This window comes from Ruegeria sp. J8 (genome assembly GCF_056531925.1).
Genome location: NZ_JBQFMR010000005.1, coordinates 1 through 25112, shown reverse-complemented (window position 1 = coordinate 25112; position 25112 = coordinate 1). Strand labels below are relative to the sequence as shown.

The window sequence follows — 25112 nt, the reverse complement described above, 5'->3', positions numbered from 1 at the left end:
AAGACTCATCTGGTCCCAGCGCCCATCAACCATCTGCAAGGGGGTCTTAATTTGACGCGAATAAGATTTTTTGGCGTTTGAAATGTGGCGCAAATATGTTTATTGTTTATATACAATATCTTAGAGATAATTTTTGTGCGACCGCAGGCGACAATAATGCACTCAACCACCAAGCTGTCCACGCGAGCAAGCGGCGAACGCTGCAGGCCCGTGATTACGACGTGATCCGACCAGCCGAATTTATTGACCTGAGTCGAAATTTCCCTCTCGCACTTGGGTTCAAGCTTTGCTATTTGGCCCTCAGTCTGGCACGAGATGCCACGATGCGGGTGTGGCGAAATTGGTAGACGCACCAGATTTAGGTTCTGGCGCCGCAAGGCGTGGGGGTTCAAGTCCCTCCACCCGCACCATTTCTTTCTAAAGTTTTTGTTGGAATGGAACAGGTTTCCGCGCTCCAAAAGATTGGGACGACGGTTCGCTTGATGAGGCTTATGTAAAGCCAAATCGACCGATCAAAGGATTTCGATCCGGCCCTTCATATGAGGATGAAACTCGCAAAAATAGGACTGTTCCATCCCTTCCGTGACTTCAATTTCACCGCTTGCGTCTTTCACAAGCTCAAACGTGTCCCAACTGCGATCAACTGCGGTCGCTGTATGGGGTGCGATATCCAGATTGACCCACTTGATCCTATCCCCCGGACGAACCTGTATTTGATCGGGCTCGAACTTGAAGCGACGGATTTGGATTTCATGCGTCATTGGGGCATTCTCTGCACTTCCCCGCGATACCAAAGCGGCTGCCGAAGCAGCCGCTCCGATCACGACGAATCGACGTGACACAGGTTTGGACATCAGTTCAGAGACTCGACCATCATTTCCGCATGACCTTCATGCGCCTTGAAAATCTCAAGGCCCTGCTCGAACAGCGCCTTAACCTCGGCATTGTCGATATTCGGGATCATGGTGTTCTCAACCAGCTCGTTGACGGCCTGATGATACGCCAGTTCATTGGCCGCATAGGCCTTGTCGAACTCGGCACCACGCAGCTGCGACAGATTGTTGATGATCTCTTCCGCGTTGGAATTCAATGTCTGGCTGAATGCATTGTCCTGCGCCGATGCACCCAACTTGTCCAGCAGTCCCAGCGCCGCTGCGTTAACGGCGGTATGATCCCGGATCATCGTATTGGCAAACTCGTGGATGTCGGGATTTTCCGACAGCGCCAAGGCCAGATGCGCATAGCGAATGTCAATGTTGTCAGCAGTATAGGCGATATGCGCGTATTCCAGGTCGCTCATATCAGCAACGTCCTGCGCCGAAGCAGCGGTTACGACAGCCAGCGAAATGGCGAAAGTGGCGAGGAATCTTTTCATGACGGATCTCCGTTGGATTGGACTGATGCGCCCAGTATCCCCAACGATGATCAAGACCACATACTCAGCCGTTCAAAATCCAGCACAGATCGTTCAGATTTCGGAACGCGCGCGCAAATGTGAACCAGGATTGGCAAGTCAGACCGTCCAAACCCACAGAAAAGGGACTAAAACGCGCGGCGCTGTTTGGGATCAGGCAGCGCCGCGCGAGGCAAGCAGATCAAGCGGCTGCAATCTGCTTTGCTTTTTCGACCATGACTTCGGCCTGCCGGATCGAAGCATAGTCAATCAGGCGACCATCCAGCGATACGGCCCCTTTGCCGGCAGTCTCGGCCTCGGCCATGGCGACCAGAATGCGCTGTGCTTTGGTGACTTCAGCATCGCTGGGCGACATGACTTCGTTGGCCAGCGCGATCTGGCTGGGGTGGATGGCCCATTTACCCTCGCAGCCCAGAACGGCTGCGCGTTTGGCAGCCGCCTTATAGCCTTCGGGGTCCTGGAAATCGCCGAACGGGCCGTCAATCGGGCGCAGGCCGTTGGCGCGCGCGGCCACGACCATACGCGCCAGCGCATAGTGCCACATGTCGCCCCAATGGGTTGCGCGGGATGCGTCACCATCGGGATCGGTCAGTACGGAATAGTCCGGGTTCACACCACCAATGATCGTGGTGCGCGCGCGGGTCGAGGCCGCATAGTCAGCCACACCGAAATGAAGGCTTTCGTTTCGTTTCGAGGCCGCCGCGATTTCGCTGACGTTTTGCATGCCTAAGGCGGTTTCGATGATATGTTCGAACCCGATGCGTTTCTTGTACCCCATCGCGTCTTCGATCTGAGTGACCATCATGTCGACCGCATAAACATCTGCTGCGGTGCCGACCTTGGGGATCATGATCAGGTCCAGACGTTCACCCGCCTGTTCGACCACATCGACCACGTCGCGGTACATATAGTGGGTATCCAGACCATTGATCCGCACGGACATGGTCTTGTTGCCCCAGTCGATGTCATTCAAAGCCTGAATGATGTTCTTGCGGGCCTGTTCCTTTTCGTCGGGCGCGACCGCGTCTTCCAGATCAAGGAAGATCACATCGACATCCGACTGGGCCGCTTTTTCGAACATACTGGGCTGGCTGCCCGGCACGGCGAGTTCGCTGCGGTTCAGGCGCGCGGGTGCCTGTTCGATGGCATAAAAGCTCATGGGTTTGGTCCTTTGAAAGAAGTGTGCGTTAGATCACGCGGTCTCGGGGTGAGCGGCCTGCGAAGAAGTCGCCCAGATTGTCCAACACGCGAAAGCCCATGGCCTCGCGCGATTCACGGGTGGCGCTGCCCAGATGCGGCAGCATCACCAGATTGTCGCATTGCAGCAGGTCCGGGCTAATGCGCGGCTCGCCATCGAACACATCCAGCGCGGCCCCGCCGATGGTTTCGAACATCAGCGACTGCACCAGAGCATGCTCGTCTACCACCTCACCGCGCGCAGTGTTGATCAGGAAGGCATCAGGCTTCATCAGGTCCAGCCTGCGCCCGTTGATCAGGTGACGGTTCGCGTCCCCACCGGGGCAGTGCAGCGAGACGAAGTCGCATTGCGGCAGCAAATCGTCCACCGTGTCGACCTGCGTGGCGTTGAATTGCTTCAGTACGTCGGGCGAGACCGTGCTGCGGTTTTGTACCAGAATGTTCATACCGAACCCGCGATGCGCCCGGCGGGCCATTTCCTGACCGATGCGGCCAAAACCGATAATGCCCAACGTCTTGCCGCTGACCTTGGTGCCCACAAGATGGGTCGGGCGCCACCCGGTCCAGCCACCAGCGCGCAGCTCGCGCTCACCTTCACCCGCGCGACGGGCGGCCATCAGCAACAGCGTCATGGCCAGATCGGCGGTGCATTCGGACAGGACGTCCGGCGTGTTGGTCACGGTCATGCCCAGATCACGGGCGGCCGGTTCGTTGATATGACTGTAGCCAACGCCATAATTGGCGAGGATTTTGGTTTGCGCGGCGGGCACGTCCAGCGCCTCGGCGCTGAGCGTATCGGTCACAGTGGGCAGAACCGCGTCGTATTTTTTCAGCGCGTCGCGGATCTCGGCCGGGGACATCGGAATGTCCCCGGTATTCAGCACGGTGTTATAGCTTTCGGCCAGTTGCGCCTCGACGGCGGCAGGCCAGCGACGGGTGACAAGGACCGAAGGTTTGACCATCACGCAGCCTTTCCCATGACACGAGCGATGGTTTCGCCGATCACCGCCGGGTTTTCGGCCACGGTCACGCCCGCCGCCGACAGGATTTCCACCTTCTCGCTGGCGCTTTCGCCAAAGGCCGAGATGATTGCACCTGCATGGCCCATCGTCCGGCCCTTGGGCGCGGTCAGACCCGCGACATAGGCCACAACGGGCTTGGTGATGTGATCGCGGATATATTCCGCCGCTTCGGCTTCCTGAGGGCCGCCGATCTCGCCGATCATAGCAATAACCTCAGTGTCTTCATCCTGTTCGAAACGCTCAAGAATATCGCGGAAGGACGAGCCGTTGATCGGGTCGCCGCCGATGCCGACGCTGGTCGAAACACCGATGCCGCGCTCTTTCAACTGCGCTGCGGCTTCATAGCCCAACGTGCCCGAGCGTCCGATGATGCCCACATTGCCAGGCAGGTAGATATGGCCCGGCATGATCCCCAACAGCGCCTTACCGGGGCTGATGGTGCCAGCGCAGTTCGGGCCGGTCAGCACCATGCGTTTGTCCTTGGGATAGCGGTACATGTAGCGTTTGACGCGGATCATATCCTGCGCCGGGATACCGTCGGTGATGCAGACGCAATAACGGATACCGGCATCTGCGGCTTCCATGATCGAATCCGCCGCAAACGGGGGCGGCACGAAGACAAGGCTGGCATCGGCGCCGGTGGCCTCGACCGCTTGTTTGACGGTGTCAAAGACGGGCACACCTTCAACGGTTTCGCCACCCTTACCCGGGACAACGCCGCCGACGACATTGGTGCCGTACTGCACCATATCCTTAGTGTGTAGGCGTGCCATGCGTCCGGTGATGCCCTGAACGATCACGCGGCTATCACGGTCCAGAAGAATGCTCATTGCACGGCCCTCATCTTGGTGTTTTGGGTCAAATCGTTGCGCCATGCGCCTACGGCGCGCTCGGCGGCTTCCATCAGTGTCGTCGCGCGGATGATCGGCAGGCCCGACTTGGCCAGGATTTTCTGACCTTCTTCAACATTCGTGCCCGCAAGGCGCACGATAACTGGCAGGTCAATCTCAAGCTCGCGCAGCGCCTGCACGACACCTTCGGCCACCCAGTCGCACCGGTTGATACCGGCGAAAATATTGACCAGAACCGCCTGAACATTGTCATCTGACAGAACCAGCCGGAAGGCCTTGGCCACCCGCTCGGGCGAGGCACCTCCACCGATATCCAGAAAGTTCGCAGGCTCGCCACCGGCCAACTTGATCGTGTCCATCGTGGCCATAGCCAGACCGGCGCCGTTCACGATGCAGCCGATATTGCCATCCAGCCCGACATAAGACAGGCCCCGATCCGCCGCGCGGCTTTCGCGCGGGTCTTCCTGACTTTTGTCGCGCAGTTCAGCGATCTGAGGGCGACGGAACAGAGCGTTGTCGTCAAAGCTCATCTTCGCGTCCAGTGCCAAAACACGGTCGTCGCCAGTGATGACCAGCGGGTTGATCTCGACCATAGTTGCGTCCAGCTCGCTGAAAGCGGCATAGCAACCCTGCAAGGTGCGGACCATGTGTTGGGTCAGCTTCGGCTCAAGCCCCAATTTAAACGCGATCTCGCGGGCCTGGAATTCCTGCAGGCCCACCGCCGGTTCAACGATCGAGCGCACGATGCTGTCGGGACGCTCGGCTGAAATTTCCTCGATCTCCATCCCGCCTTCAGACGAGGCAACAATCATCACCCGCTGGCTGGACCGATCCAGCACAAAACCCAGATAGATCTCACGATCAATCGGCACCGCGGATTCCACATAGACGCGGTAGATGCCTTTGCCTTCGGGCCCGGTCTGATGCGTGACCAGCTTACGGCCGAACATGTCGTCACAGGCCGCATGGATTTCGCTTTCCGAGCTGCACAGCTTGACGCCACCGGCCTTGCCACGCCCACCGGCATGGACCTGCGCCTTGACGATCCACTTGTCACCGCCCAGTTCGCGCGCGCGATAAGCGGCCTGTTCGGGGCTGTAGGCCAAGGCCCCCGAAGGGGTCTCGACACCAAATTTCGACAGCAATTCTTTCGCTTGATATTCATGGATATCCATCTGCATTCCTCCCGTTCATGCAGCGCGGTCAGGCCGCGATCGACGTGCCGTAGCGGCTTTCCAGCAGGGCCTCGACCGCCTCAAGATCAACGGAGCCGCCCATGTCCTGCACCGCTTGGCCGAACAGGCGCACGATGTGGCTGATGGCCTGGTGGTTCAGCTGGTTCAGGATGCCAATCCGGACCTGAACAGGCGCGCTGAGCGTCGGCCAGATACCAAATCCCTGTGCCCGACAATTCTGCACCAGCTCCATCTCACGACCGGCCAGTTCCGGCGGCAGGTTCAACACCACAAGGCTGGGCATATCCGACGTCACCTGGCATCCCATCGCAGTCACGGCATCGCGCAGCACGGCCTCGTGCGTTTTGTAGGATTGGGCACGTTTGGCCAACCCCTCGATCAGGGTCAGGCGCAGGGATTCATGGAAGGCGGCCACGGCATAGCCCGAATGGGTGCGGTGGTAAGTGCCTTTCTCGACATCTTGTCCATCGACGATGCCCCAGTGGCGTGCCTCGAAGATCGGGTTGTGAACGTAGGAATAAGCGCCCGACGTCTTCAATACCTCGATATAAGCGTCGGTAAAGCTGACTGGTGCATAGGTCAGCGGCAGGCAGCACAGGCCTTTTTGCGGACACGACGCCCATCCTGCGACGCCAGGGAAATCGTCAATGCGGAAATCCGACACACCGAGAGACGACACAGCGTCGATCAGGCCCATCGCGCCATGACGTTCGCACGCGTCCGAAAAGCCCTGAATATCGTTCACACGGCCCGAACCGGTTTCCCAGTGCGCCATGAAGGCCCATTTCGGTTTATGCTGCGCCAAAACCTCGTCGACCATCTCGCCGGTGACGGGTTGGCCATGGGGCACCTCAATCACGGTGACGCTGGCAGCTTGCGGGTCCAGCGGGTTTGCTGCGTGCTCGGTCGGGGTGGCGGCTTTGATCCGCAGGGTCAGCGCATCGATGCCCGAGAAGGTGCCGTTGGTAAAGGCGACAACCTTGTCACCCGGCATCACGGCCGAGAACATGGTGTCCAGCCCGCTCCAACCGGTTCCGGCGACAGCGAAAGTATAGGTGTTCTCAGTCCCCCAGATCTGACGCAGCATGTGCTTGCATTCGATCATACCGCGCAGAACGTCGCCCTGCATATGGTCGGCAACACCGGCACTGGCGAATGCCTGCAAAACACGGGCATCCGTATTGCCGGGGCCAGGACCCGCAGCAAGTGTTTCAGGGATTTCGAGGGTAGGGTAGATTTGAAATGTCACGTTCGATCCTCCAAAACGACCGGGGTTGGGGGTGCCCGGCCAGACGTGTTGAGGGTGAGGAAAATCGAATCTTGCCTCGTCACGCAACGTAACTTACTACTGCCTTTGGATATCTGTTGGGGTGGGCAAGAAACTACCCATTCTGGTAAATATGCCGTTGTATACGGATTTTGAGCCTACCCATACGGGTAGTTTTTGTAATTTTTCGGGGAAAATCAATGTCCGATGCCGCCTCACGCCCCATTGATGTCATGCTGGCCAACAACAACCCGCTGGTTCTGTCGGCCATGTCTGAAATATTCGAGCGTGACCCCCGATTCTCTCTGGTCGCCACGTCAGCAACGGCCGAAGGGTTTCTGGGTGCCATCATGCGGGTGCCGGTCAAAATCTGCGTGATCTCGTGGAATTTGCCCGTTCTTGGTGCTGCAAAGCTGATCGAGGTCCTGCGCGAACAAGAGAACCCGCCGCGTTTTGTCGTCTATGGCGATGACGGCGGAGAAATCCCCCGATTGGCGATGCAGGCGGGGGCGGCCGGGTTCGCCTCGCGCTCGGGCGAGGTCGAGGGGCTGCTGGAAACCTGCATCGACGTTGCGCGCGGCAAGATGGTGTTCCCTTTTATCGACGTGCGCAAAATGCAAAGGGACCCGCTGCAAAGCCTGTCGCGCAAGGAAATTGTAATCCTTGAAGCCTTGGCCAAAGGCTTATCCAACCGTGATCTATCGAAAGAGCTGCAAATTTCGGCCAACACGGTGAAGTTTCACCTGTCCAACATCTACGAAAAGCTCTCGGTCAAGAACCGGGCCCAGGCAATTGCGTTCTACTATTCGTCCAAGACGGCGTCGGACTAGCTCTGCTCTTTCACCGGTTCGATCTGGGTGAAAATGGCCGTGCAAATCTGATCCATCTCAAGCGCAAAGAAGTTTTTCGCGGCCGCTTCGTTGGGATGGTAGGGATCCTTGACCAGCCCTTTCTTGTTCAGCCGGAAATACTCTTTGTTGCCCTGATTGGCCGCAACGGTTTCCGGCGTCGCCCCCGGCACGAAAGAACAGCGCAGGCCAGAGGTCTCAAACGCCTTCATCAGGTTTTCCTGCGCGCGCAGACGCAGGTCCACGATCTTTTTCTTATAGGCCGGTGCCGTCGTCATGAAGATACAGGGCAAATCCGGCGGCAGCTGGCTTTTCAGGCGCTGCACATCGCGGATCGCGGCCTCGGGGCTGTTGGCCCAACGTTTGGCCGAATTGCCCAGAAATGACATCAGTATCAGCTTTGGGTCATAGTAATCCTCGCGCAGCATCTGCTCCAAAGGCGAGGTCCCCGGCGCGCAGAACTGGTATTCGCGCCCTTGCCCGATCTGGACGAATTTCTTGTCGGAATTGTTGACAAAACCATAGGCACCCGCGTTCACCCGCCATTTCGGATCGACCTTGCAGATCGTGTCCTTTCCGGCCCCCGATCGCGCCGTCCACGCGCTGATCGAGCTGGAACGAACACCAATGACACCCACGCGCATCTTCCCCAAACGTTTCAGATGGCTTTTTTGCTGGGCGTTTGGTTTGCAATGGCTTTTTATGTCGCTGAAAAACTCCAGAAATGCCGGGCCTGACCCGAAAGATATCTGGCTGTCACCGATAATCAAAATCTCGGGCGAGTCGAAAGGTTCCGCCTGCGCTGCAGGCACCATCATCAACGCGCCTATGACAAGGCTCAGTGCTTTTGTCAGAAACTGCATGTTTCCCCCTTTATGCGGTCTCTTTATTCAAGGGCCGAGAATATGGCGTCGCAAAACTCGGTCGTGTTGATCTTTAAAAATTGGCGAATGGCGGCGTTGCTGGGATGATGCGGGTCTTTGACGCGACCGGCATCGTTGCGGCGAAAAAACTTGGGCTTCCCTTCGATTGCCGCACGTGTTTTCGCGTTGAACCCCTCAACCGCAATACACTGCGCATCGGCGCGGTCGAACGCGCGGGCGATGGCGGTTTGCGCTTTCATCCGCTTGTCATTCGTCTTTTTCAGGTAAACCGGCGCGCTGGAGATATAGATACATGCCGTATCTTTAGGCACCTGAGCTAAAGTCCGCCGCACGTCCTCTTCGGCCGCGTCGGGTGAGTTTGCCCATCTGTCCGCAGAATTGCCCAGAAAGGTTAGGATCAGCAGGTCGGGGTCATAGTAGCCATCTGCAAACATCGACTCGAAGGCGGTCTGTTTCGGCTTGCAGAACTGATAGGACTTGCCTTTGCCGATCTGGATGAACACCCGGTCCGGGTTGCCGTCTATGCCGTAGGCGCCTGCATTCACGCCGTATTTCTTGTCTACGTCACAAATCGCACCACGCGTCGGGCCGCTGGTCGAGGTCCAAGATTGTAGCGATGTCGACCGCACCCCGATGGCCGCCGTCTGGCGCGGGCCCAGCTTTTCCAGCAGCTTGGTGCGCTTTTGCGTCATCTCGCAGCGGTTCGGCAATTCCGCAAAGAACCGAACATATTCCTTGCCCGCCCCGAACGAGATCTGGCTATCCCCAAGCACCAGAATATCTGGCTGTGCCAAGGCCGAGTGGCCGCCCAACATCAACACCGAAACCAGCGCTGCGCTTAGAAATGAAACTATCTTTGTCGTCACGCAGTCACCTTGATCGTGCGGTCAAATTTCAACCCGTTTTCTTACTGATCGGTAAAAGATGGCGTATTGGGCAATGAAATACCAATCAACACCAGGTTACAAAAAGGGTTCGTTGCGCTGTTGCATCGGTGAGCACGACGGAGTCGATCTCACATCGTCAGGTGATCCGTTGAAAGTTTGGGCAGTTCGGCCAACAAACCCGAAACACGTTGATGGCATAGCGCAAGCGGGCCGTCTGGACATAGTGAGATATGGGCCCAGCTTGACCCTCGCAGCGCAATTTTGCGCCAATGGTGCAGAAGCAGAAGGCGTATCGTGGCTTGGGGCAGGGCGGGCAGGGTCAGAAAATCCATGCGTCCCGCCAGATCATGAAGACGCTGCACATGCGTTATGGTCTGCGGTGCAACAATCTTGCCGGAAAACCACATGGGCACGGGCTCGGGTTCAAACCGCAGCCGTGTCTGATCGCTGCGCGTAGCCTCGGATACCGGCACCAGAAACAATGCCCGGTCCAGACGGATCATCGCGCCGGTCGGCTCACAATCCTGTCGAGTCAAAGCCACACACCAACCATCGGGAAATTTAACATCCTGACGGTACACGTCCTCATAGACCGCGCGGGTTTCGGTCAAACCATGGCTGGACAGGCTATAGGTCACTTCGCGGCCGATTTTGGTGGATACGATCCAGCCGTCCTTGCGCAGCCTGTGCAGGGCAACGCGCATGGCTTCGGTCTTAATCCCGACCCGGCCCAGAATTGCACCCAGCTGCTTGCCGGTGACGGGCTGACCATTCAGGTCACCAAACAGCGTCACGATCAGGGACCAGGTCTTGATCGGCTCCAGCGCGCTAAGGTCTTCAATCAATGTCTCGGCAAGAGTCAAATGTAGGTCTTTCCAAGGGGGTACACTCTGTTGCGCCCCTTTAAGTACCATGCCGACGGGTCACGTGGCTACGCTTATCCCGCAGGATCAGGCTGCGCATAGGCGTTCATAGTCAGCAACTCGTATTCGGCGGTCAGCTCGTCCTCTTGGTTGCGGATCGAGACATGCCAGCGTACCTCACCATAGTCCTGGTTGCGCGGGGTCTTTTGCATGACCGTCAGGTGCACGCGGATACTATCGCCCGCCTGCACCGGTTTCAGGAACCGCAGATTGTCGAGGCCGGTATTGGCCAGTACCGGGCCTTCGTCCGGCTGTACAAACAGCCCCGCCGCAAAACTCAGCAGCAGGTATCCGTGGGCAACCCGCCCCGGAAAGAACGGATTTCGACTTGCCGCTACCTCGTCCATATGCGCGTAGAACGTGTCGCCCGTGAAATGGGCGAAGGTTTCAATATCATCCAGCGATATCTCGCGCGGGTCCGTCACCAGCGTCTCACCGACCTCCAATTCGTGGAACGTGCGGGTGAAGGGATGGGCGCGGTCCCTGGCCTCGGTCGCCCCCGGCACCCATTTCTTGCCGATCCGCGTCAACAGGTCCGGGCTGCCTTGTACGGCAGTTCGCTGCATATAGTGCATCACACCGCGTATGCCGCCCAGCTCTTCGCCGCCGCCTGCGCGACCAGGGCCGCCATGAACCATGTGGGGCAGGGGGGACCCATGGCCGGTGCTTTCTTTCATCGAGTCACGGTTGTTGAGGTAGAGCCGCCCATGAAACGCCCCGGCACCAATCACAAACTGGCGCGCGACCTCGGGGTCATGTGTGATGACCGAAGCCACAAGGCTGCCCTCGCCCTTGTTGGCCAGTTCAATCGCGTGATCCAAATCCCGATAGGGCATCACTGTAGAAACAGGACCAAAGGCTTCGACCGCGTGCAGAGTTTGGGCCGCATCCGGCGTATTACAGCGGAACAGCATCGGCGGGACAAATGCCCCTTTGTCTGCGTCGGCGCCGTGGACAGTAAAATCATCGGGGTCGCCGAAAATACGCTCGGCCTCTTGCCCGATCAGAGCCGCCTTTTCCAACACATCACGGCGTTGCGCTTGCGAAACCAGCGCTCCCATCTGAGTCTTCTCATCCGCCGGATTCCCGATCACGACCGAGCTCAACCGATCCCGCAGGGCATCTGACACCGCGTCGATATGCGCCTCAGGCACCATGATGCGGCGGATGGCGGTGCATTTCTGCCCGGCTTTCGCGGTCATCTCACGCTGGACCTCCTTGATAAACAAGTCAAACTCGGGCGTTCCGGGCACTGCGTCCGGACCAAGGACTGACGCGTTCAGGCTGTCCTGCTCGGCCACAAAGCGGGTGGCGTTGTCCAGAATACCGGGCGCACTGCGCAGCTTGCGGGCCGTCGCCGCCGAGCCTGTGAAGCTGACGACATCCTGCCCGCCCAGATGATCCAGTATCGGGCCCAGATTGCCGCTGATCAGCTGCACGGCCCCTTCGGGCAGCAGACCACTGTCCAGCATGATCCGAACGCACAGCTCAGTCACATAGCAGGTCGCGGTGGCCGGTTTCACAATCGCGGGCATACCGGCCAGCAGGGTCGGAGCCAGCTTTTCCAGCATCCCCCAGACAGGGAAGTTGAACGCGTTGATGTGAACGGCCACACCGGCCAGCGAGGTGCAGACATGCTGGCCCAAAAACGTACCCTGCCGCGACAGACGTTCAACCGGGCCGTCCAGATAGATCGTGTCATCGGGCATCTCGCGCCGACCCTTGCTGGCGATGACCAAAACCGTGCCGATCCCGCCATCGACATCAATCATGTGATCCCTTTGAGTCGCCCCTGTCGCGAAAGAGGCGTCATAAAGCGCCTGTTTATGCTGACCCAGATGCAGCGCCAGCGCCTTGAGCATTCTGGCCCGGTCGTGAAAGCTCATCTTGCGCAGGGCAGGGCCGCCTTTAGTCTGCGCGTATACCAGCATCGCGCCCACATCCAAGTGACTGGTTCCGGCGCGCGCGATCAGCTCACCGGTAACGGCCGAATGGATCTCGCGTGCGGTGCTGTCGCTGCCGATCCATTGCCCGCAAACATAGCTGTGCACGTCCTGAATATTCATCTGGCGATCCCCGCGATAAGGACCGGCAAGGCGTCACTGATTAATTGACCTACCGGTCGGTTTATGGAATGTTTAGATTTAGGACGGGCAAAGATCAAGGAGAATATCGTGCTGGATAACGCGCCTGACAGACGTCCAAAGGTGCCATCATGACCCCGAGAGAGCGCGCCGAACGTGCAGCCCGGGTCATGTGGGCCTCGGACAATGCCAGCCCCTGGGCAGGTATGCAGATTGATATGGTGGATGAGGGGCAGGCGCAGCTGTCCCTGACCGTCGCAGAACACCACGTCAACGGGCACGGGATTTGCCACGGTGGGCTGATCTTCATGCTGGCCGACAGCGCCTTTGCCTTTGCCTGCAACAGCCGCAATCAATCCACCGTCGCCCAACACAACACGATTTCTTACATCACGCCCGGCCGCTTGGGCGACCGCCTGACGGCCCGCGCGCGCGAGGTCGCTCTGACCGGGCGTAGCGGCATTTATGACGTGACCGTCACCAACCAAAGCGACGCTGTGATCGCTGAATTCCGCGGCGGCTCTCGGGCCGTGCCCGGACAGTTGTTCGAAGAATAGGGAGGCGCCCATGAAAGACCTGACACCGGCCCGAGACACGCTCGACCCGATCGAAATTGCGTCTCTGGATGAAATCAGAGCGCTTCAGTTACAGCGGCTCAGATGGTCACTGAAACACGCCTATGACAATGTGCGCATGTATCGACAACGGTTCGATGCAGCAGGGGTTCACCCGGATGACCTGACGGACCTGAGCGACCTGTCCAGATTCCCATTTACCTACAAAAATGACCTGCGCGACAATTATCCGTTTGGGCTTTTCGCCGTGCCGCAGGATCAGATCCTGCGCCTTCATGCCTCATCCGGGACCACCGGAAAGCCAACCGTGGTCGGGTATACGCGCACGGATATCGACAACTGGGCCCATCTGGTCGCCCGATCAATGCGCGCCAGCGGCACCAAACCCGGTGATACTGTGCAAGTCGCTTATGGCTATGGCCTGTTCACCGGCGGCTTGGGTGCACACTACGGTGCGGAAAAGCTAAACTGCACTGTCGTCCCGGTCTCAGGCGGTATGACCGAGCGGCAAGTGATGCTGATTCAAGACTTCCGCCCCAGCACGATCATGGTGACGCCGTCCTATATGCTCAACATCCTGGAACAATTCCACGCGGCGGGGATCGACCCGCGTGACACCTCTTTGGAGGTCGGCATTTTTGGCGCAGAGCCATGGACCAATGCCATGCGTGCCGAGGTCGAAGAGGCGTTCGACATGCATGCGGTCGATATCTACGGCCTGTCCGAGATCATGGGGCCGGGTGTGGCCAATGAATGTGTCGAAACCAAAGACGGGCTGCATATTTGGGAAGATCACTTCTTTCCCGAAATTATCGACCCCGAAACCGGTGAAGTTCTGCCGGATGGCGAAATGGGCGAGTTGGTTTTCACCACCCTCACCAAAGAGGGCCTGCCCATGATCCGCTACCGGACCCGTGATCTGACACGGCTGTTGCCGGGCACGGCGCGGTCAATGCGGCGGATGGAGAAGATCACCGGGCGCTCGGACGACATGATCATTCTACGCGGCGTGAATGTGTTTCCCACTCAGGTCGAGGAACTGGTTCTCGCAACTCCTGATCTGGCCCCTTATTTCCAGATCGAACTGACCCGCGACGGGCGCATGGACGCGATGACAGTGCATGTTGAGGCTGCGGCAAGCGAGGACTCCAGACAGGCCCTGTCCGGGGTCTTGACAAAAAAGATCAGGGACACGATCGGCGTCGGCGCGACCGTATCTGTCGGCACCCCCGGCAGTGTTGAACGCAGTCAGGGCAAAGCCCGCCGCGTGATCGACAACAGACCCAAGGGCTAAACCAGTGGCCCGCACCATCGCAAAGGATCACGACCAGAAACGTCAAAGCATCCTGTCGGTCGCCGCCAGCGTGTTCGCACGCGAAGGCATTGCGCGCGCCTCGATGAACCAAGTGGCTAAGGCTGCGGGGATTTCGAAGGCCAACATCTACCACTATTACGACGGCAAGGAGGCCTTGTTGTTCGATATTCTGGACACTTACCTCTCTGAATTGAATAACCGCGTCACGGCTCTCAATTTGGACGACATGCCCCCAGCGGATCGATTGCATCTGGTTCTGCGGGAATACCTGTTGGCCTATGAAGGCATGGATTTCGAACACAAAATCCAAAGCGAAGGCGTGTCGCTGCTGCCGCAAAACATGCAGAAGGTTCTGAAGGCCTACCAAAAAGACATGGTCGCGCAGATGAGCGCTATTCTCAACGCGATCAGTGACGGCAAGCTGGGAGATAACCAGCAGCTTTTGCGCGAAGTGACAATGTCAGTCTTCGGAATGCTGAACTGGTACTATATGTGGCAACCCAAAGCCACGCGGGCCGATCGCGAAGGCTATGCCAGAACCATCGCGCGCCTAACCGTTGCCGGGTTGCCCGGAGTGCAGAACGCGGGCTAGTGCCCCGCCTCGTCATAGTCCCAGACCACCTTGTCGGACAGTGCAAAGCACTGACAAGTCAGAACGAACCCTGCCTCAACCTCATAGTCTTCCAGCGCATGGTTGGCGACCATCTCGACCTCGCCCTCCAACACTTTCGCCTTGCAGGTCGAGCACACGCCCGCCTTGCAGGCATGGGGCGCATCCAGGTTTTCAGCCAGCGCGGCCTCGAGCAGGCTGGTATCCTTGGGAATGGTGAACTGCCGCGTTTCGCCGCCCAATGTGACGCGCCCCTTGATGCCATTCTCAGCCACCGACCGCGAGACAGCGCGGGTTCTGGCACGTCCCGGTTGGGATGAAGCAAACAGCTCGAACCGGATCTGATCCTTGGTCAGGCCGTGATCTTTCAACGATTGCGAAATCGCCAACATCATCGGCTCTGGCCCACAAATATAAGCCAACGAAACCGAATTGATGTCGATCCAGTGCTGGAACAGGGCCGCGCATTTTTCGGCATCGACGCGGCCTTTGAACAGGTCAATCTCCTGACTGTCGTCTTCCAGGATATGCACGATGTTCAACCGGTGCAGAAAGCGGTTCTTGAGGTCCTCCAACTCTTCCCGGAACATGATCGTATTGGGGGTACGGTTTGCGTAAACCAGTGTGAACCGGGCCGACGGGTCCTCGGTCAATGCGGTTTTCAGGATCGAAAGCACCGGCGTGATGCCAGAGCCCCCGGCGAAGCCCAGGTAGTGCGGCGCATCGGCATTGGCGGCCGCATGGAAATTGCCCATCGGCGGCATGGCGTTCATGACGTCGCCCACTTGCAGCTCGGTATTAGCCCAGGTGGAAAAGGCACCGCCATCCACACTTTTGATGCCAACCTGCAGGATACCTTCATGCGGGGCGGCGCAGATCGAATAGGACCGGCGCAACTCATCTCCATCGAAATCCCGTTTGAAGGTGAGATACTGGCCCGGCGCAAACGCAAAATGCTCGGGGTTTTCGGGTTTCAAGGTCACGACCACCGCGTCGCGGATGGTTTTGTGGATGTCCGTTACTTTAAGGGGATGAAACATAGCCATAACGGGACCTCAGATACATTTGAAATAGTCAAAGGGTTCAAGACAATCCATGCAGCGCCACTGGGCCTTGCAAGGGGTCGAGCCGAACTGGCTGATCTTTTCGACCTGCTTTGATTTGCAATGCGGGCACCGTTCAGGGCCACCTGCGGGTTGCGGCGGGGCGATGCCGAACTCCTCCAGCCGGGCGCGGCCTTTTGGGGACAGCCAGTCGGTTGTCCATGCCGGCGCTATACGGATCTGGATGTCCAGATTGTCGATACCGTTGCGCGACAATTCGGTTTCTATATCCAACGCAATCACCGCCATGGCGGGACACCCGGAATAGGTCGGCGTGATCGTCACAGTCACACTGTCATTCCTGACGTCCACCCCCCGAATCACGCCCAGATCAACGACCGAGATCACCGGAATCTCGGGGTCGGGCACGTTTTCAAGCCAATCCCAGACCTCCGCTTCGGTGACAGCCATCGTACCTACCACGTGGCCCCCGGATAGGAGCGCTGCAAGGTTTGCATCACCGCTAGCAAATGGCCCAGGTGTTCTGTATGGCGGAACCCTGTACGCCCGCCTTTCTGCGCATAGTCGCTGTCAGGCAGGGTCAGACAGGCCTCTGCCGCAACAGCTTTGACCGTCTCCAACCACGGCGCGCGCAGCTCCGAGGGCAGGGGGGCAACGCCCGTATCGGCCATCGCCTGATCGGTTGCGTCATCAACAAACATCTCGCCGCTATAGGGCCACAGGAACATCAACGCCTCAACCATGCGCGCGTTGCTGTCCTCGGTTCCATCACCCAAAGCGATCACGGTCTGGGACGACCGTTCCAAATGATAAAGCGCCTCTTTCACGCATTTCGCCGCGATCTCGGCAATGCGGGTATCGCCGGAGTCTTGCAAGCGCGTCAGCCAAGGCACCTGAAACGCATCGAACAGGAATTGACGCATCTGGGTTCGGCCAAAGTCACCATTCGGGACCTCAAGCATCAACAGGTTGCGAAAATCGTAGACGTCGCGCAGATAGGCCAGATCATCGGCCGAGCGACCGGTCCCTTCGACCTCGCCCGCATAGCCCAGCCACATCTGCGTCTGACCGATCAGGTCCAGCGCCATATTGGCCAGCGCTATATCTTCTTCCAGAATTGGCGCAACCCCGCACCATTCCGACGTGCGATGCCCCAGCACAAGGGCATTGTCCCCTTGTCTGAGCAGGAATTCGAACAGGGGGTTTTCCAGAGCCATCACATTTTCCCAACTTCTTCCGGGATGTCGTAAAACGTCGGATGACGATAAACCTTGTCCCGCGCCGGATCGAACAGAGGCCCCTTATCCGAGGGGCTGGAGGCGGTGATCTTCGCGGCCTCGACCACCCAGATACTGACGCCCTCGTTCCGACGGGTATAGACATCACGCGCATTGCGGATCGCGTGTTCCGCATCGGCTGCGTGCAATGAGCCGACATGCCGGTGGCTCATACCGTGCTGGCCGCGAATAAAGACTTCCCACAGGGGCCATTCGTTTTCATGTGTCATTGCTTACTCCGCCGCTTGCGCGCGTTTTTGGGATTTGCGGGCATGGGCCAGCATGGCCTCTCGCACCCACGCGCCATCGTCCCAGGCCTTCCGCCGGGCGTTCAGACGCTCGACATTGCACGGGCCATTGCCCGAGATCACTTCGAAGAATTCGGACCAGTCGGGTTCGCTGAATTCATAGTGTCCGGTCTCATCGTTCCATCGCAGGTTCTCGTCGGGGATGGTCAGGCCAAGGAACTCGGCCTGCGGGACGGTTTCGTCCACGAATTTCTGCCGTAGCTCATCATTGGTGTTGATCTTGATTTTCCACGCCATCGACTGCGCCGAATGCACACTTTCCTTGTCGGACGGCCCAAACATCATCAGCGCGGGGTACCAGAACCGGTTCAGCGCATCCTGCGCCATGCGCTTTTGTTCAGCGGTGCCCTCTTTCGCCATCTTGATCATGATGTGGTAGCCTTGGCGCTGGTGAAAGCTTTCTTCCTTGCAGATACGCACCATCGCCCGCGCGTAAGGACCAAAAGAGGTGCGCTGCAACGGCACCTGATTCATGATCGCAGCCCCATCAACCAGCCAACCAACCGCGCCCATATCGGCCCATGTGAGGGTGGGGTAGTTGAAGATGGACGAATACTTCATCCGCTCGGAGTGCAACATCTCGACCAGCTCATCCCGGCTGACCCCCAGCGTTTCGGCCGCGCAATAAAGATACAGCCCATGCCCCGCCTCGTCCTGCACCTTGGCCAGCAGATTGGCTTTGCGTTCTAGTGTCGGGGCGCGGGTGATCCAATTGCCTTCGGGCAGTTGCCCGACAATCTCGGAATGGGCGTGTTGGCCGATCTGGCGGATCAACGTCTTGCGATAGGCATCGGGCATGTAATCCTTGGGCTCGATCTTTTCGCCGCGATCAATGCGGTCTTGAAAGGCCTGATCCTCGGGGCTCATCTCCTTGCGGTCCTGAACACCTTTTCCGGTCGACTGTACCATCTGCGCGTACATGGCTGCGTCCTCCTTACACACCCTAGGGTGACTGATTCAGTCGTCCCACCCTCTATTATGTTACATTTTTTCCAATATTCAATATTTTTGTAACATATTTTCACCAGCAAAAAACCGAACGTGAAATCAATGCTTTCGGTAGATCAGATCAATCGAACCTGCTTCCGGCTCTTCCTGCAAAATGGCCGAGACCTGCGCATGCAAGGGCGACTTGCGACACACCGGATCAGTCGCAGCCGCATCCCCGGCCAAGGCCAAGGCCTGACAGCGGCAGCCGCCAAAGTCGATCTCTTTCCGCTCGCAACTCTGGCAGGGTTCCGGCAACCAATCCGTCCCGCGATAGGCGTTGAAGGCCGGACTGTTTTGCCAGATTTCCGCCAGCGTTTTATTTTGGACGTTGTCAAACTGCAGATGTTTGATGGTTTGCGCGGCGTGGCAGGGCAGAACAGTGCCATCTGGCGTCACGTTCAACCCGGTCGAGCCCCAGCCGCCCATGCAGGCCTTTGGAAAATCCGCATAGTAGTCTGGCGGAACAAAATCGAACGCCAGAACGCCTTGCAGACGCTGTGCGGCTTTGGCGACCGTGTCCTTCACGGCCAGAGTCTGCTCACGTGTCGGCAACAGTGCGGCACGATTTTTCAAAGCCCATCCATGGAATTGGACACAGGCAACCTCAAGCCTGCGTGCTCCCAATTCGACGGCCATTTCAATCGTGCGGTCCAGATCATCCAGATTTTGCCGATGCATCACGGCATTCAGGGTCAAGGGAATGCCCCGATCCCGGATCTCGCGCGCAACGATCATCTTACGGTCAAACCCGCCGCGATACCCGCCGATATGATCAGCCAAAGCGGCATTCGTCCCTTGCAGCGACAGTTGGACATGATCCAGCCCGACCTCTTCCAGCCGGTCCAGCCTTTTGGGGGTCAGCCCGATGCCCGAGGTGATCAGATTGGTGTAAAGCCCAATTTGTGATGCGTAATCTGTCAGTTCTTCCAGATCGCGGCGGGATGCGGGCTCGCCACCGGACAGATGCAGTTGCAAAACACCTAGCGCGTGCGCCTGTTTGAACACGTCTTTCCAAGTATCGGTGTCCAGCTCGGTCTCTTTGCGTTCAAGTTCCACCGGATTGCTGCAATAGGGGCAGCTCAGCGGACAGCGATGCGTCAGCTCGGCCAGCATGGCGATGGGGGCAGGGGCACTCATTCCCGCACCATCAAATAGACGCGGCTGCGCAAGGTCTGCAAAAAGCGCTGAACATCCGTTTCAATCTGCTCGGCCGGGGCGTTGTAGGTAGCGGCAAGGTCCTGCACGATCTCGGAAAACCGGGCAGACCCATCGACGCGGGACAAAATAGCCATCCCGATCTGATCCAGCTCGATCACCTTCTCGGGCGCCATCAACACCGTGCGGTCGCGCACCTCATCGCGCTGCACCCGCACGCCGCGCGGCAGGTATGGACGGTCGCTCTGGCGCAGTTCCAGAGTCATAGCAAACCCTCGCCCGGTTGCCACGCACCCGGAGGGATCATCCCAGGTTCAACATAGGCCGACCACAGCGCATCCAACTGCGCCCACAACACATTGGTTTTGAAGATCAGAGCCTCGCAGGCCATGTCCTCTTTCTCAGACGTGTCGGCATGATCCAGAACCCAATTCAGGCCAAAAGCCACATCCTTGGGGGCCTGAGTCAGACGTTTGCGGAAATAGGACAGACTGTCGGCATTGGCAAAATCGTAATGCTCCAGCAGCCCTTCGATCCGCTGTTCATGAATCTTCGGCGCAAAAAGCTCGGTCAGCGAGGACGCGACTGCCTGCAACAGCGGCTTCTCACGCACATAATGCACATAAGCATCCACTGCGAATTGCGTGGCAGGCAAAATCCCACGCCCCGAGGCGACATAGTCCGGATCAAGCCCAACCGCCTCGGCCAGTTTCAACCAGCGCCGGATGCCACCGCCTTCGCCAATGTCGCCATCATGGTCCTCGATGCGCGAGCGCCATTCGCGGCGGATGTCCGGATCGGTGCAGCGCGACATGAAGGCCGCGTCTTTCATCGGGATCGCGGCCTGATAGGCCCAGCGGTTGATCACCCAGGCTCGCACCTGATCCGGGGTGCACTCACCGCTGTGCAGGCGGTGATGAAACGGGTGCTTGTCATGATAGCGCTCGGCCCCGATCTGACGCAGACGGGCTTCAAGGCTCTCTCGGCTCATATCGTGATCTCCTGCCCGTCATAAGCTATGGTCCAGCCTGCGGCCTCGACAAAGGCACGCTCCGGCCCGTCCGGTTGTAAAATAGGATTGGTGTTGTTGATATGGATATAGGTCTTGGCCGCCGCGATGCCCTTTAAGCCCTCGATCGAGCCGTCCCCACCACTGACCGAGATATGGCCCATACGATGACCCGTCTTTATACCGGTGCCGGTGCGGATCATCTCATCATCATCCCAAAGTGTTCCGTCAAAGAACAACTGATCCGCATCCACAAGTTGATCCAGCAGAGCCGGGGTGATTTGCGCGCATCCCGGAATGTAATAGGCAACCTTGTCTCCTGTCGTCAGGCGCACTCCAACAGTTTGCTCCCCAATGAGATCGGTTTGAACACTGTCACCTTCCATGAACAAAGGCACTTTGCCCGGAACCGCAAACAAGCGCGCCTGTAACCCATCCTGCAAAGCAAAGTCCTGATCCAGAGATATCCGTGTCCGTTCGACCTTTTCACGGTTCACAGCATCGAAGATCCTGTTCTGGGCCAGAACATCCAGAATATCCCCCGTTGCAAACAGCGAAAACGGCGTCTGTTCACGCAGGCTCAACAACCCGGCGATATGGTCGATATCCCCATTGGTCAGCAACACTGACGCCACAGGCGTGTCGCGCAGCGCACGGGGATGCATTTTCGGATTGTCCAGCATCTGCTGCCGGATGTCAGGTGATGCGTTCAGAATGCTCCACCGAACGCCGTCAGGCGAGACTGCCAATGACGATTGGCCGGAAGGCGGGATAAGGCCCTTGCGGGCATCCTCGCAATTCCGGCAACCACAATTCCATTGCGGTAAACCACCGCCTGCAGAAGCCCCAAGAACCAGAAAATGCACCTCGGGCCTCCGCTAGAGATCACGTAATCAGAACAGGTCGCGCTCGTGCTCGCGGCCTTCATCCTCGGACGGAGAATACATGTTGATCTCCATACCGCAGTTCACTTCTTTCAGTTTCGGTGTGCTCCAAGTCATCGCTACCTCCCATGAGTGACTGGCAATTTCAAAAAACCTACAACCCACATCATTTTCGGAAAATGCTGCTTTGGTCGTACGCTCCGGTCACAGTGTCCGAGCCGCGCCCCACCACGTCAACCGTCTTGGGGTCGTAGATAAGGCTTAGGACTTTTGTCGAATGTCGCGGCTTGGGGCGTAAATATAATGTTGCGTATATGCGCGTGATCGTTGCCCTGCTTTTGCTGATCCTAAGCGGTCTGACGGCCATGGCCGAGCCGTTGCCACGTGAGAAACTGGCGTCGTTCGTTCGCGCGCCCTTTTCGCTGGGCGAGGCCCTGAATGACGACGGCGTCTATTCCTTGCTCAACTCTGGCGGGATCGAGGCGGGTTATGTCTTTGAAACAGAACCGTTAGCCCCGCTGCCCGGTTTCTCGGGCGCGCCTATCAACATGCTGGTCGTGCTCGATCTCGAAGGTCGTTTTCTGGACGTCCAACTGATCGAACATAATGAGCCGATCTTTGTGTCAGGTCTGGGCCAGGCACCGTTCCACAACTATTTCGAACAGTATGGAGGGCTGTCTATTTCAGACTCGATCGTCGTCGGCACGCCCTATGGGGATGCCGCCAGCGGCTCACAGCTTGTTTACCTCGACGGCGTCACCAAGGCCACGGCCAGCGTCCGAATTGCCCACGAATCTGTCATGGGGGCCGCCTTGGCGGTTGCCCGCGAAAAGATGCAGGGACTGGCCACCGCGCCCCCGGCCTATCCCGACCCCGACTATGACGAGGCGCTGACATGGGACGCTCTGGTTGATCAAGGCATCGCCACCCACAAGACCCTCAGTAATGCCGAGGTCGACGCGCTGTTTGCTGGAACATTGTGGGAGGATGACGACCCCGAAGCGCAGGACTACCCGGCCGAGCCGTTCCTGGACCTCTGGATTGTGGACCTCGGACCGAAATCCATCGCCCGCGCGGCCCTGTCTGAAGACAGTTTTGATGAGCTTCAACGCTTCATGGAAATCTCGGACAATAATGAGCCGATCCTGCTGATCGAAACCGCCCGTCACGGCTTGGTCAGCGACGAGTTTGTGCGCAACACCGCGCCCGATTGGATCTCGGCCGAACAGGATGGACTGCCTGTCGCGCTGCGCGATGCAGACCTGCTGGTCGAGCTTGCCGACGGAATGCCGGACGGCACCGCTATGATCCTGCGCACCGACCGGCGACTGGGCTTCGATCCATCGCGGGAATGGGTGCTTAAGGTACTGGCTGTGCGCGAACACGGGATGTTTCAACCCGAGATCGGCTCGGTCACCATGGACGTCCCCCATGTCACCCCTGCGCGGTTCTTTCAGCGCCCCGTGCAAATCAAGCCCGCGCCACCTTGGCTCGAAGCACTGCGCAATCGTCAAAACGATATGATTGTGCTTGGTGTCCTGCTGACCGTGCTTGTTGGCATCTTGAGCCTGCGCATGAATGCACTGGCCGCGCAACCTATGTTCACACCACTGCGCCTGACCATTCTGGCGGTGGTGGTTGGCTTTGTCGGATGGTGGGGACAGGGACAGCTTTCCATTGTCACCGTACTGGGCACGCTTAGAACAGCCCTCGACGGGGGCAGCTATGCTTTCCTTCTATACGACCCGTTTTCGCTGCTGATCTGGGCCGTGTCGATTGCAGGCCTCGTCGCGTGGGGCAGGGGACTGTTCTGTGGCTGGCTCTGCCCCTTTGGAGCATTGCAAGAGTTGGCACATCATATCGGAAAAGCCCTGCGCGTCCCGCAAATCGAACCCTCCCGCGCCTGGGACCAAAGGTTGAAGTGGTTGAAGTACATTGTGCTGGGCGGCCTGATCGTCACCGTCTTCGTTGCACCTGATCAGGTCGACAAAGCCGCCGAGGTCGAGCCCTTCAAAACCGCAATCACCACGTTCTTCATCCGTGAATGGTACTATGTGGCCTATGCCGTCTTCTGGCTGCTGCTGGGCATGGTCCTGTTCAAAGGCTTCTGTCGCTATGTCTGCCCCCTGGGCGCATTTCTGGCGATCGGTGGGCTTCTGCGCGGACGCGACTGGATCGATCGACGCGCCGAATGCGGCTCTCCCTGTCAGCTTTGCCGTGTGAAGTGCAAATACGGCGCGATCAAGAAAACAGGCCAGATTCAATATGACGAGTGCTTCCAATGCCTCGACTGCGTCGCCATCCACGATGACAAACAGCGCTGCGTACCACTGATCGTCGCGGCCCGACGTCAGGCCAGAAAGGTCGCCGCCGAATGATCGCCCGCCGCCGTTTCCTTACTATATCCGCCGCCGCACTGGCCACGCCTGCCGCGGCGAGGTCCATCCACTGGCAGGGATACGCCATGGGGGCCGAGGTCAGCCTGACCCTGGATGCCACCCCAGAAGATGCCCAAATCGCCATTTCCCGCGTTGAGAGGCTGCTCAAACGATGCGAGGAGATGTTCAGCCTCTATGATCCAAACTCGGTCCTATCTGAACTCAACAAGACCGGTTTTCTGAGGAACCCTCCGCGCGAAATGCTGGACCTGTTGCGCATCTGCGGGCAAGCACATCGAGTGACCAAAGGCCTGTTTGACCCAACGGTACAACCGCTCTGGGCCGCTTTGCGGCAGGGCGGGGATGTGAATGATGCGCGCTCCCTGATCGGTTGGGAACGCGTTAGCATCACAGCCGAACGGATCAGGCTGGACAATGGTCAGGCATTGACGCTGAATGGCATCGCGCAAGGATATGCGACCGATCTTGTGGCACATGCGCTGAAACAGGCCGGATGGTCCAGCGTTTTGGTCAACATAGGTGAATTCTACGCAGGGGGCCGCCCCTGGACTATGGGCATTGCTGATCCCCTACATGGCCTGGTAGAAACGGTCGCGCTCAAAAACCGTTCCGTCGCAACCTCCAGCCCTGGCGCGATGTACCTGGAAGGAACTCAATCCCACATCCTGAACCCCGACGGGCAAGATCCAGCCTTGTGGTCAACCGTCAGCGTCATCGCCAACACGGCCACTTGGGCAGACGCGCTTTCCACGGCTTTTTGCCATGCGAACGCTGCGGAAATCTCGCGCACTTTAACCCGATCGCCGGACAATCCGACCGCAATCTGTGTGCAAGACGACGGTACCATTCAATCTATTAAAACATAAAAAAGCCCCGCTTTTGTTGCGGGGCTTTTGGGTTCGTTTGTCTAGGCGGTTACGCGCAGGCTTGTACGGCGCGTTTGGTCATGACGC

27 protein-coding genes and 1 tRNA gene are annotated in these 25112 nt (G+C 58.3%); 7 read left to right on the top strand and 21 right to left on the bottom strand.

The window, feature by feature from the left end:
• Window positions 1–325 precede the first annotated feature (325 nt).
• Window positions 326–410: transfer RNA gene (locus ACR0L1_RS11980), tRNA-Leu, on the top strand.
• Window positions 411–512: 102 nt separating this feature from the next.
• Here the strand turns inward: ACR0L1_RS11980 and ACR0L1_RS11975 are convergent.
• From ACR0L1_RS11975 to ACR0L1_RS11945, 7 genes are all read right to left on the bottom strand, one after another.
• Entirely contained in the window at window positions 513–854 is a 342-nt protein-coding gene (locus ACR0L1_RS11975) for a plastocyanin/azurin family copper-binding protein (RefSeq protein ID WP_480859020.1), read from the bottom strand.
• Window positions 854–1375 carry a DUF4142 domain-containing protein gene (locus ACR0L1_RS11970; protein ID WP_170773541.1) on the bottom strand — a complete coding sequence of 174 codons (522 nt, stop codon included), beginning with the start codon at window positions 1373–1375 and terminating at the stop codon, window positions 854–856. The genes ACR0L1_RS11975 and ACR0L1_RS11970 overlap by 1 nt, the downstream gene beginning before the upstream one ends.
• A 220-nt stretch (window positions 1376–1595) precedes the next feature.
• On the bottom strand, window positions 1596–2573 hold the full coding sequence (locus tag ACR0L1_RS11965; RefSeq protein WP_480503809.1) for an HpcH/HpaI aldolase/citrate lyase family protein: 978 nt from the start codon (window positions 2571–2573) through the stop codon (window positions 1596–1598).
• A 28-nt stretch (window positions 2574–2601) separates the two neighbouring features.
• Window positions 2602–3573, bottom strand: a complete 972-nt coding sequence (locus ACR0L1_RS11960; RefSeq protein WP_480859318.1) for a 2-hydroxyacid dehydrogenase — start codon at window positions 3571–3573, stop codon at window positions 2602–2604.
• Complete coding sequence (gene sucD, locus ACR0L1_RS11955) at window positions 3573–4463, bottom strand: succinate--CoA ligase subunit alpha (RefSeq protein WP_170773545.1); 891 nt, start codon at window positions 4461–4463, stop codon at window positions 3573–3575. The genes ACR0L1_RS11960 and sucD overlap by 1 nt, the downstream gene beginning before the upstream one ends.
• Entirely contained in the window at window positions 4460–5659 is a 1200-nt protein-coding gene (locus ACR0L1_RS11950; RefSeq protein WP_170790024.1) for a malate--CoA ligase subunit beta, read from the bottom strand. Before ACR0L1_RS11950 ends, sucD begins: the two co-directional genes overlap by 4 nt.
• 28 nt (window positions 5660–5687) lie before the next feature.
• A complete protein-coding gene (locus ACR0L1_RS11945) occupies window positions 5688–6929 on the bottom strand; it encodes a pyridoxal-phosphate-dependent aminotransferase family protein (protein ID WP_480859017.1) in 1242 nt (413 codons plus the stop codon).
• A 218-nt stretch (window positions 6930–7147) separates the two neighbouring features.
• Here ACR0L1_RS11945 and ACR0L1_RS11940 point away from each other — a divergent pair, with 218 nt between their 5' ends.
• A complete protein-coding gene (locus ACR0L1_RS11940) occupies window positions 7148–7777 on the top strand; it encodes a response regulator transcription factor (RefSeq protein ID WP_170773551.1) in 630 nt (209 codons plus the stop codon).
• Here ACR0L1_RS11940 and ACR0L1_RS11935 read toward each other — a convergent pair.
• From ACR0L1_RS11935 to paaZ, 4 genes are all read right to left on the bottom strand, one after another.
• Window positions 7774–8658 (bottom strand): SGNH/GDSL hydrolase family protein, encoded by an 885-nt coding sequence (locus ACR0L1_RS11935; protein ID WP_170773553.1) that lies wholly within the window; start codon window positions 8656–8658, stop codon window positions 7774–7776. The genes ACR0L1_RS11940 and ACR0L1_RS11935 overlap by 4 nt on opposite strands.
• 23 nt (window positions 8659–8681) lie before the next feature.
• Window positions 8682–9545: an SGNH/GDSL hydrolase family protein gene (locus ACR0L1_RS11930; protein ID WP_480859014.1), complete on the bottom strand. Its 864-nt coding sequence runs from the start codon at window positions 9543–9545 to the stop codon at window positions 8682–8684.
• Between the two features lie 149 nt (window positions 9546–9694).
• Window positions 9695–10429, bottom strand: a complete 735-nt coding sequence (locus ACR0L1_RS11925) for a hypothetical protein (protein WP_480859012.1) — start codon at window positions 10427–10429, stop codon at window positions 9695–9697.
• A gap of 74 nt (window positions 10430–10503) precedes the next feature.
• Window positions 10504–12555: a phenylacetic acid degradation bifunctional protein PaaZ gene (gene paaZ / locus ACR0L1_RS11920; protein ID WP_480859010.1), complete on the bottom strand. Its 2052-nt coding sequence runs from the start codon at window positions 12553–12555 to the stop codon at window positions 10504–10506.
• Window positions 12556–12704: 149 nt separating this feature from the next.
• Between paaZ and paaI the strand changes: the two genes are divergently transcribed.
• Genes paaI through ACR0L1_RS11905 form a run of 3 tightly spaced genes read left to right on the top strand, consistent with a single transcriptional unit; the run spans window position 12705 to window position 15055 of the window.
• Window positions 12705–13130 carry a hydroxyphenylacetyl-CoA thioesterase PaaI gene (gene paaI / locus ACR0L1_RS11915; protein ID WP_480503814.1) on the top strand — a complete coding sequence of 142 codons (426 nt, stop codon included), beginning with the start codon at window positions 12705–12707 and terminating at the stop codon, window positions 13128–13130.
• 10 nt (window positions 13131–13140) lie between these two features.
• Window positions 13141–14442 carry a phenylacetate--CoA ligase PaaK gene (gene paaK / locus ACR0L1_RS11910; RefSeq protein WP_480859008.1) on the top strand — a complete coding sequence of 434 codons (1302 nt, stop codon included), beginning with the start codon at window positions 13141–13143 and terminating at the stop codon, window positions 14440–14442.
• 4 nt (window positions 14443–14446) lie between these two features.
• Window positions 14447–15055, top strand: a complete 609-nt coding sequence (locus tag ACR0L1_RS11905; RefSeq protein ID WP_170773565.1) for a TetR/AcrR family transcriptional regulator — start codon at window positions 14447–14449, stop codon at window positions 15053–15055.
• Here ACR0L1_RS11905 and ACR0L1_RS11900 read toward each other — a convergent pair.
• The 10 genes from ACR0L1_RS11900 to pqqA form a co-directional block, all read right to left on the bottom strand.
• Window positions 15052–16119: a 2Fe-2S iron-sulfur cluster-binding protein gene (locus ACR0L1_RS11900; RefSeq protein WP_480859006.1), complete on the bottom strand. Its 1068-nt coding sequence runs from the start codon at window positions 16117–16119 to the stop codon at window positions 15052–15054. The genes ACR0L1_RS11905 and ACR0L1_RS11900 overlap by 4 nt on opposite strands.
• A gap of 9 nt (window positions 16120–16128) precedes the next feature.
• A complete protein-coding gene (gene paaD, locus ACR0L1_RS11895; RefSeq protein WP_480859004.1) occupies window positions 16129–16587 on the bottom strand; it encodes a 1,2-phenylacetyl-CoA epoxidase subunit PaaD in 459 nt (152 codons plus the stop codon).
• A gap of 5 nt (window positions 16588–16592) precedes the next feature.
• Entirely contained in the window at window positions 16593–17354 is a 762-nt protein-coding gene (gene paaC, locus ACR0L1_RS11890; protein WP_480859002.1) for a 1,2-phenylacetyl-CoA epoxidase subunit PaaC, read from the bottom strand.
• Window positions 17354–17644, bottom strand: coding sequence for a 1,2-phenylacetyl-CoA epoxidase subunit PaaB (paaB, locus tag ACR0L1_RS11885; protein ID WP_170785990.1), 291 nt, complete (start codon window positions 17642–17644; stop codon window positions 17354–17356). The genes paaC and paaB overlap by 1 nt, the downstream gene beginning before the upstream one ends.
• A 3-nt stretch (window positions 17645–17647) precedes the next feature.
• Window positions 17648–18643, bottom strand: a complete 996-nt coding sequence (gene paaA, locus ACR0L1_RS11880; protein ID WP_480858999.1) for a 1,2-phenylacetyl-CoA epoxidase subunit PaaA — start codon at window positions 18641–18643, stop codon at window positions 17648–17650.
• A 126-nt stretch (window positions 18644–18769) separates the two neighbouring features.
• Window positions 18770–19849 (bottom strand): pyrroloquinoline quinone biosynthesis protein PqqE, encoded by a 1080-nt coding sequence (gene pqqE, locus ACR0L1_RS11875; protein WP_480858997.1) that lies wholly within the window; start codon window positions 19847–19849, stop codon window positions 18770–18772.
• On the bottom strand, window positions 19846–20133 hold the full coding sequence (pqqD, locus tag ACR0L1_RS11870; RefSeq protein WP_170790036.1) for a pyrroloquinoline quinone biosynthesis peptide chaperone PqqD: 288 nt from the start codon (window positions 20131–20133) through the stop codon (window positions 19846–19848). Before pqqD ends, pqqE begins: the two co-directional genes overlap by 4 nt.
• Complete coding sequence (gene pqqC, locus ACR0L1_RS11865) at window positions 20130–20858, bottom strand: pyrroloquinoline-quinone synthase PqqC (RefSeq protein ID WP_480503821.1); 729 nt, start codon at window positions 20856–20858, stop codon at window positions 20130–20132. Before pqqC ends, pqqD begins: the two co-directional genes overlap by 4 nt.
• Window positions 20855–21742, bottom strand: a complete 888-nt coding sequence (gene pqqB / locus ACR0L1_RS11860; protein WP_480858995.1) for a pyrroloquinoline quinone biosynthesis protein PqqB — start codon at window positions 21740–21742, stop codon at window positions 20855–20857. The genes pqqC and pqqB overlap by 4 nt, the downstream gene beginning before the upstream one ends.
• A 27-nt stretch (window positions 21743–21769) precedes the next feature.
• Complete coding sequence (gene pqqA, locus ACR0L1_RS11855) at window positions 21770–21877, bottom strand: pyrroloquinoline quinone precursor peptide PqqA (protein WP_170537497.1); 108 nt, start codon at window positions 21875–21877, stop codon at window positions 21770–21772.
• Between the two features lie 197 nt (window positions 21878–22074).
• On the opposite strand from pqqA, the gene ACR0L1_RS11850 reads away from it, so the two are divergent.
• Complete coding sequence (locus ACR0L1_RS11850; protein ID WP_480858993.1) at window positions 22075–24138, top strand: 4Fe-4S binding protein; 2064 nt, start codon at window positions 22075–22077, stop codon at window positions 24136–24138.
• A complete protein-coding gene (locus ACR0L1_RS11845; protein ID WP_170790040.1) occupies window positions 24135–25025 on the top strand; it encodes an FAD:protein FMN transferase in 891 nt (296 codons plus the stop codon). Before ACR0L1_RS11850 ends, ACR0L1_RS11845 begins: the two co-directional genes overlap by 4 nt.
• Window positions 25026–25112 lie beyond the last annotated feature (87 nt).